Consider the following 7,846-nt stretch of genomic DNA (forward strand, 5'->3'; position numbering starts at 1 on the left):
TGTATTCCAGCCAGAGGCCTGCCATGAGCATAATACGGCCTCCCAACTATAGAGCTCGGGCTGGCGCCCTGACTGCTCAGGCCAGAAGATGTTCCCGCGATGCTGACGCTCAGGCCAGGGAAGGAAAGTTCGAAGAGGGCTGCCGCCTGCTTTCCGAGGCCAAGCGTCTTCTGAAGGCGGCGGAGAAAATCTACAGACGACTTGCTGATTAATTGAAAGCACTATCCCATCGGCCACATCGCCGACCCGAAGCGTTTCGGTAGCTAAATCTGCTCCGCTAGGGGCCAAACATCGTTCCGGCCGTTCACAAACACGCCGTCGCTGGTCTTGGTCTCAGCGGCCATGATCGGCCCGACCTCATTGCGTAAGTCACTATATAGAAGCCCGCAAAAATCTTAATCCCGTGGATAAATTTTTTCCGCAGCTGGTGTGCTGCGATCAAGGTTGATTTTCCTCCGGTCTTGCCTCTTAGAGGGACAGTGCCATCACTTGAGGAAAGCTAGAACATGGACGAGATCTCTTCGAGCCAGCCGTCAAATTATGTAGAGCTAACAGCCGACATCGTGTCCGCCTACACCTCCAAGAACTCCGTGCGGCCTGCTGACATGGGCGAGCTGATTGCCTCCGTGCATCAGGCCCTCAAGGGTCTGAGCGGGCCTGCCACACCGGCTGCTGACCATGTCGAGAAGCCGACACCGGCTCAGATCAAGAAGTCGATCACGCACGACGCGCTCATCAGCTTCGAGGACGGCAAGCCCTACAAGACGCTGCGCCGGCACCTGACCCTTCGCGGTCTCTCTCCTGAGGCCTACCGCGCCAAACACGGCCTGTCTGCCGACTACCCGATGACGGCCGCCAGCTACTCAGCGCAGCGCTCGGAGCTTGCCCGTGCTCTTGGGCTTGGCAACAATCGGCGAGGCCAAGCCAAGGCTGCTGTAATCGATGAGACGGTGTCGGAAGTGTCGGCCGAAGCGAAGCCGAAGAAAACTGGTCGCCCGCGCAAGGCTGCTGCTAGCGAGTGATGCCGTGAGAGGCGGTGGCGCTACGTCGCCGCCTCCAACTGCGCAGACGCGTTGCCGAGATCATAGAACTCGAGGTTCTTCGCCGCGTCGCCCTTGCGCTGCTCCCAGGCCAGCTTGTTGACGAGATCGAGCGTCGAACAAGTGATCGACCCAGGTTGACCCAGTTCCGACAAATATTGATGGAACGAAACTTGTGAGTTAGCCCGTTGAAGGCTTTGGCTGTTTCAGGCCGGGACAAGGCGGGTGTTTACTATGATTTCTAGTTTAGCTGTTTGTTTTGTGGGGGAGACCGCTTCGATTGATACAGCACTTCAAACGACCCTGAAGCAACTATCTACAATCCAGTTGATTCCCGAGGCCGAACTTGAGCGGGACGAGCCACGCAGCAAGGCAGCGCTTTTCTTCGTGCAGGAGGCCGAGATCGCATCCGCTGTCGCGCGAGTCACCGCACTGAAGAAGCAGTTGCCAAGCTTACGGATCGTGGTCGGGATTCAGGCGATGAGTGCAACCAACCTGCGTCAGCTGGTCGAAGCCGGCGCAGATAGCTTCGTCACACGACGTCCATCCTTAGACGACCTTCGTGCCGCGCTCATGCCTCATGGTGAGGACCTACCTAGCAATGGAGAGACTGCCCCTGTTGTCGCCACGGAGCCGCTCGATCTTGACCTCACGCGCCGAGAAACAGAGATCCTGCGTCTGCTGAGTTCAGGGTTCAGCAACAAGGATGTGGCCCGCCGGCTGGATGTCAGCGTCCGTACTGTGGAGTCCCACCGTCTCATCCTACGCCGCAAAACCCAGACGGGACGCCTGAAGGATTTGATTGCGCTCGCTCGCACGCTCAATCTCGCTCCCGTCCTCGATGTAACACCGCCGGAGACGCATCGCTTCGCGGGGCAGGACACCCCAGTAGTCTCCGAGGATAGTGCTGCGCCAAAACATTGCCGTAAGTGAACAGCCGCTCCGGTTTCATCCTGTCAGAAGCCGAACGCCCAGCGGAATGCGTCGCTCCGGCCTTATCCTGTCAAAGGCCGAACGATGCATTCCGTTGCCAAGCGCTACGTCGTCACTACCTCAACGGCTACAGCGGAAGCCCGAACCGCGTCGGCAGGCGAACCTAAAGCGCAAGGTGGTGCGGTCCCTCCGCTTAGCCATCAGGCCGCCTCCGTCCCCGCGCCCACGATGTGCTCGGCCCCGCGCAGTCTGCTTTCGTTCGCAGCGGCGACTTTGGCGTCGGCAACTTCGAGCATCGGCAGCGCGTCATAGATCTCGGCGGCCGCCCCGGGTCGCTAGCTGGGCGAACCAAGCCTTTTCGCCCCGCGTAAGGGCTACGGACTATTGCCGCCATGGCTACCGGACGGCAGGGCGAGGGATCGGGATGCCTGCAGAGCAAAGTCTGGGAACAAGTCGCTGCAATCGCTGCCTTATCGGGGGCAACTGCGCTTTCGGCATGTCGAGGTAGTACAATTACTGAGTGAACCAGATTGGACTATTCATACAATTTTAAGGAAGAACTGTATGAATACGTACATACATCATGAGTGCCCTGATGCCGAACGTTCACATCCTCCCCGTGCGCCATCTCACCGGAACCGGGGCGAAGCGGCTGGCTGAGCAACTGATGCAGGTCTGGACGTCGGTTCGCGCGTGCCACACATCCGTGCGTCGGTTCCGGTTTACCGCGATCTGGCTCGGGAGCTGCGCTTAGCTGCGGAGGAGCTGCATGCGCTCAACCTTGAGCACAAGATCTTCAACGTGGCGGCTGAAGACACCATCCTCAATTTCGCCAACTCCCTCGACCGGCTCGCTGACTTGGCGCTCGACCACCTACAGCCCCCGGCTCAGTCTGCTCGCCCGGCCGTATAAGTCTCGATGTGACAGCGCTTGATGCCCCCTGAATGCTCCAAGGCATCAATCAGTACACCGCAAACGATCAGTTGCCAGCACCAGAATTGCACCGGATGGATGGGAGCGGTCTCTCGCGCATGCGCGCGCGTACTGCTCCCATTTGCTTGCTCGCAGTCGCTACAGGAAGCCCGCACCCAGCTGATCCTTGAAGGCATTCGCCCGGCGAAATGTACCTAATTACTGTTCGGGGGTCACGATGTCCGCTCTGGTCCATGATGTGCGCGAGATCCGCCCCGCGCTCCGCTGCTGTCGTCATATACGCTGCGCGTAGGGAGTGTGCCCCCAAGGCCGAAGCATCGAGCTCAGTAGCCGCGCCGCCAAGGATTGTAGCCGCACAGCGCACTCTTAACAGCGTTGTAAGGCCGCCGTCGTTTATGGACTCATCGACATCAGGCACGGGGAGAACGAGGGTGTATCGACAGGGCGCAAAAGATCTTGATCAGTTCAAGGACCGGCGGCAGTTCAAGCGCACGGACATGGCCCAGCAGGGCGTCGCGGTGTTTGCGGATGGTACGCGGGTCCCCTGCATCATCCACGATATGTCCGATCCGGATGCCGAGAAGGGCTTTGGGATGCGAGTCGAGCTGATCAACGTCCCGAACAGCAAGGTGCCCCACAGCTTCCAGGTTCACCTGCCGTCCGGACGAGTGATCCAGTATTCGCCCGGCTGGGCTGAAGCCCTCTAAGCGTATTCGCGATACTCCGGCTCCTGGACCTGAACGCGGTGCGTTATGTTCGCGCTGGAGGCGATGAGTATCGCCATGACCGAAGTTGCAATGCTCCCGCCGAATGGGGCGATGATTGCCGCCCACACGCCAAGCACTGGCCACGCGAGAGCTGCAGCGAGTCCGCTACCTAGGAAGGCTGCCAAGCAAAGTAGGAACATCGGGTGCCACTCTACGACATGCGGTGGCCCCAACAGGTTGGATGCCGACTACGCATTTTACACCTACATCGCATCCTAAGCGGCACGATAGTGCAGCGGTGCAACAGGAAGACGTACACAGCCTGAAGCACTCGGAGCTAAGTCGAAAAGCCCTATGCATCGAACCCATGGTTCTGTCCATGTCCGCAATACGATAGTTTCCCTGACGTTCAATCACGTCGGGAAAGATGGTCCGAAATTCAAACGCCCCGATCACCTCAATGGGCTGGGCTGAACTTCGACCCGTTCCAGTAGAGGATAGCCCCGCAGGGATCGACGCCGCGCTTTCCGCAAGAGCCACCGTGAAGGCCTACGAGCATGGCCGGACGACTTTTGATCGTTTTGAAGGCGAGGTCCCTCACGTTCTCGTCAAGCGCCTTAACGAAGGTCCCGTCGGTCGATGCGAAGACCTGTGTCAGGCAACCAGCGGAGCCGCAGAAGAGCCTTGTACCACCGCAGCTAAAACGAGCCGTAGTCGAGCACGTAGTCAGAGACACCGTCGCCGTTAATGTCCTTCCTCGAGATGAAGCCGGCGCCAATCTGAGGCTTCTCGGGCTTGCATATTTCGATCTGCTCGCTGACCGCCTTCTGAATCATCGTGGGCAGCGACTGTGCTCCAACGGGCGCGGAAAACAGCGTCACGGCGGCAAACATTGGGAGGAGCGAACGGGTCTTCATGCGGTTCCTGTCCCGGACTGGTCTCGCACCGTAGCAGCAAGCCTCGGAAGAACCAGCCAGGGTTGAGAACTTGTACGCTCTTGCGGGCGAGGACCAGCGCCGAGGGTGAGGTCAATGGATGCTGGAAAAACGACCGTTTATAACGACACCGGTATGGAGCGACGTCGACGTTGCCGGAAATGGCTCCGAACCGGCAAAACGACGTCAGAAAAACCTGTCCGATTATCAAGACAGGTGGAGTATAGGAAATACCCTTTTAAAACCTGACATTGTCGGTTTTGCGGGACCCCGAATTAAAAGCCCGCCCCCCGAAGGGACGGCTGGAAATTGTGAGTCTTCACGCTCCTGGTGGAACGGTGTGGCCTGCGCCAGGGCCGCTGGCCAACTTGAAAACAATCAAGATTAATCAACTCGACCTCGGAGCCCCTTTTTTATAGACGGGAAATTCCTTCACCCTGGTACCCGCCTGCCGGTGACAAATAGGGTTTTTGGTGAAGCGTATTTCCCGGCGGGGGATTTGCCATCACGGTTTTCTAACAGGAAACAGGCTGGTTCAGGGAGCCATCGGCTGCCGCTGCCGGTGATAGGAAAGACGATGGGCCTGATGGGATTTCCGCCCACCTTGGACAGATCGACCTCGACGACTACGGAAGCGCTATCTAAGCACCGCGCTCCTGTGGTCGGTTCAGCACGCGCATCCGCAGCGGACGACCTGCTACAGCCCCACCAAGACCGTCTGTGATCGGTAAGGGGAAGCAGCGGGCGACGGACGCCAACACCCCGGAGAGAAACTCCTTCTGAGTGGCCTCATCACCGATGAGCTTGGAGTGGGTGATCCGTGGCTGCCCCTGCAGGCTGCCATCGCGCTTGATGCTGAAGAGGAGGGTCACCTCTGACCCGGCTGACGCGGCTGGGCCGCCGACAGACTGGGCACAGGAACCGAGGAGCTGCCACATCCCTCTCAGGGTAGACGTTGGCTCAGCCCTGGCGCTGGCGGGAGCGAAGAGGAGAGGCAGAGCGAGTATCAGGGCGCGCATGAGGACCACGGCGAGTTCAAAGAGCCTCCGATACCGGTGTGATCCAGAGCGCGATCTGAATATCAACCGGGGTGCTAAGTGTTTGATCCAAAAGGGAGCGGGTGGGTCCCTTTTGGATGCTGATCACAGCGCGCCTGTTCCATAAGGGCTGTGCAAGGTTGAGAGGGTCCTATCGGCAAGCTCGCTGCGTCCGCACGAGGGCTTCGCCTGTTTCAGGGTCGATGCGGCGGACGGTTCTGATGCGGCATACCTCACCGAACGCGCCACGCCGGTAACGATCCTGCACGCGGGTCCGGGAGAAACGGTCCCCCTCATCATAGAACCTGCGCCGCACCCTTGGGCGGTAATCGTCGTCATCACCGTACCTGTCGTACCCATACCCGTACTGCGCAGGCTGGATCAGGCTCGTAGCAGGGCTGGACGGGACGGGAGCGGCTTGCGCATGGGACAAGAGGCTGCCCAGTCCCAGAAAGGTTACTGCGAATAGCGCGGTATGTCGCAAGAGCATTGGTTTCCTCCTGATCACTCGATCAACGCTAAAATGATCAGCATGGCTCCTGCGGCTGAAAGGCTCCTGAATGGGTCTGCGCTCTCTCGTTTCAGGGCGATCAGATCGAGCTGAGCTACACCCTGACAGCAACAAACGGGACCATTATCCAACAGAAGAACTACGGACACGTTTTCCTGACGCCTCAGGGCATGTTTGTTGCTCAGACGTTCTCAGATCCCAATGATGCTAGGAAAACGGTCCATTACCCCACACACAACATCTTGTTCAAGATTGAAGTCGCTCCCTAGGACCTGGCATAGGCTGCCACTTCAGCCTATGCCAGGGGCGCGAGGAGCGGACGCCCTCAGGCGAACAGTAGCGTGTCGGTGGGCAGGTGGACGGTGAAGGCCTTACCCTCGTCGACCCAGCCCGGACCGGCGGCGCCGTGATTGATGCCGTTGGCTTCCTCGGCATTGCCGGCGAAATGATGCTGGCCGGTCTGGGTGTTGTAGAAGCGCTCTAGGGTCACGCCGCCGGGGGCGCCCGCATCCGCGTAGGCCTCGAAGGCCACGCCCTCGTACTTGTAGCTCGGCGCGGTCTTCAAGACCTGGTCCCGCTCGGACACGCTCGTCGTGAAGAAGTGGGCGTTGGAGGCCGTGTCGAAGAACCGGAACACGTCCACCGTGTCGGCGCCCTTGACCGGGGCCGCCCACGGGATGCCCTCGTAGGTGTACCACGGCAGGGTCTGAAGGATCTGCTGCTTTTCGACTGTACTCGTGGTGTAGAAGTGATCCCCCGTATGGGTGTCGTAGAACCGGTATACGCCATATGCCGGTGTCTCGGCAGGCGGCAAGGTGCCTTTTTCGAGCACCGCATCTGTAAACTGGAAGTGCTCAAAATTGGACAGGATTTTGTGCGCCCCACTTGGGCCATCAACAATCACCTGCCCTTGCATGCCGTAACTGATGTGCGCGTCACTCTGCCGAAAAGGCAGGAGGATCGTGTCGTCACCCGCGCCACCATCAAGGGTGTCTGAGCCTTGTCCGCCGGAGATGGTATCGTTACCAGCGCCGCCATATAGGACATCGTTTGTCGGGCTCGTTTTCTGATTGTTGGTCGCTATATAGTCGTTACCGCGGAATAGGTAGCTAATCTGATCGGCGGGTGAGAGCGCGTTGAATGTTGCTATCTTCTCACCATAGAGACGAACCTCGAAATCGATCTCGCCGGCTGTCGTACCGATAATTGCGGTAGGACTGCCGCTTACTACGCGGCCATTCTCATAAGTGAAGCCGGACCCAATGACGCGGATAAGCTGATAGGGATTGCTGCTGGCATAGGTAAAGCTGTCGGCTTCGCCTCCAAGGATCGTTCGGTTACCCAAAGCAAAGTCTTGGTAGGTAGCATCGCTTATCGGCTTTGTTGCGGTGAAGTACGTCATCTGGCTATCCCCTATCGTGGCTGTTTCGATTTGGGCCAGCAGTGTCTGCCGTGATCCAAATTTGGACTAGTTTGAAGCAGCCTTGTTTCAACAGAGGTACACACGGCAACTAGAAGGCCAGGCTTTATATCCAGCTATGAAGACACAAATTAAGGTAAATATTATAATATATTCAATAATAAACAGTCATTTTGATAAATAATGTCAATCTAGTATTTGATTTATATCTGTAATTTAGACTGCGATCCAAGGTGCAAATTCGACGTCAATCGGCGTTCTAGGCTCGGGACTCATAACCAGTAGCTGACGGTAGCAGCGATGCAGACGGCAGCCAGGTAGTTGGTGGCC

Annotated in this window: 6 protein-coding genes; 4 read left to right on the forward strand and 2 right to left on the reverse strand. The window is 58.2% G+C overall.

What is annotated here, in order from left to right; translation table 11 throughout:
- Window positions 1-506: 506 nt before the first annotated feature.
- The 4 genes from CRT23_RS26815 to CRT23_RS26835 all read left to right on the forward strand — a co-directional run bounded on the left by CRT23_RS26815 (window position 507) and on the right by CRT23_RS26835 (window position 3,613).
- Window positions 507-1,022 (forward strand): MucR family transcriptional regulator, encoded by a 516-nt coding sequence (locus CRT23_RS26815; protein WP_103712547.1) that lies wholly within the window; start codon window positions 507-509, stop codon window positions 1,020-1,022.
- Between the two features lie 252 nt (window positions 1,023-1,274).
- Window positions 1,275-1,973 carry a LuxR C-terminal-related transcriptional regulator gene (locus CRT23_RS26820; RefSeq protein ID WP_103712548.1) on the forward strand — a complete coding sequence of 233 codons (699 nt, stop codon included), beginning with the start codon at window positions 1,275-1,277 and terminating at the stop codon, window positions 1,971-1,973.
- A 693-nt stretch (window positions 1,974-2,666) separates the two neighbouring features.
- Window positions 2,667-2,885 (forward strand): hypothetical protein, encoded by a 219-nt coding sequence (locus CRT23_RS26825; RefSeq protein WP_103712549.1) that lies wholly within the window; start codon window positions 2,667-2,669, stop codon window positions 2,883-2,885.
- Between the two features lie 452 nt (window positions 2,886-3,337).
- Window positions 3,338-3,613: a hypothetical protein gene (locus CRT23_RS26835; RefSeq protein ID WP_103712550.1), complete on the forward strand. Its 276-nt coding sequence runs from the start codon at window positions 3,338-3,340 to the stop codon at window positions 3,611-3,613.
- A gap of 698 nt (window positions 3,614-4,311) precedes the next feature.
- Here the strand turns inward: CRT23_RS26835 and CRT23_RS29470 are convergent.
- Together CRT23_RS29470 and CRT23_RS29705 are read right to left on the reverse strand one after the other, a co-directional pair.
- Window positions 4,312-4,530 carry a hypothetical protein gene (locus CRT23_RS29470; RefSeq protein WP_245436628.1) on the reverse strand — a complete coding sequence of 73 codons (219 nt, stop codon included), beginning with the start codon at window positions 4,528-4,530 and terminating at the stop codon, window positions 4,312-4,314.
- Between the two features lie 1,891 nt (window positions 4,531-6,421).
- Window positions 6,422-7,498 (reverse strand): hypothetical protein, encoded by a 1,077-nt coding sequence (locus CRT23_RS29705; protein WP_103712553.1) that lies wholly within the window; start codon window positions 7,496-7,498, stop codon window positions 6,422-6,424.
- Window positions 7,499-7,846: the final 348 nt, after the last annotated feature.

Source organism: Methylobacterium sp. V23 (genome assembly GCF_002917135.1).
Lineage (GTDB): Bacteria > Pseudomonadota > Alphaproteobacteria > Rhizobiales > Beijerinckiaceae > Methylobacterium.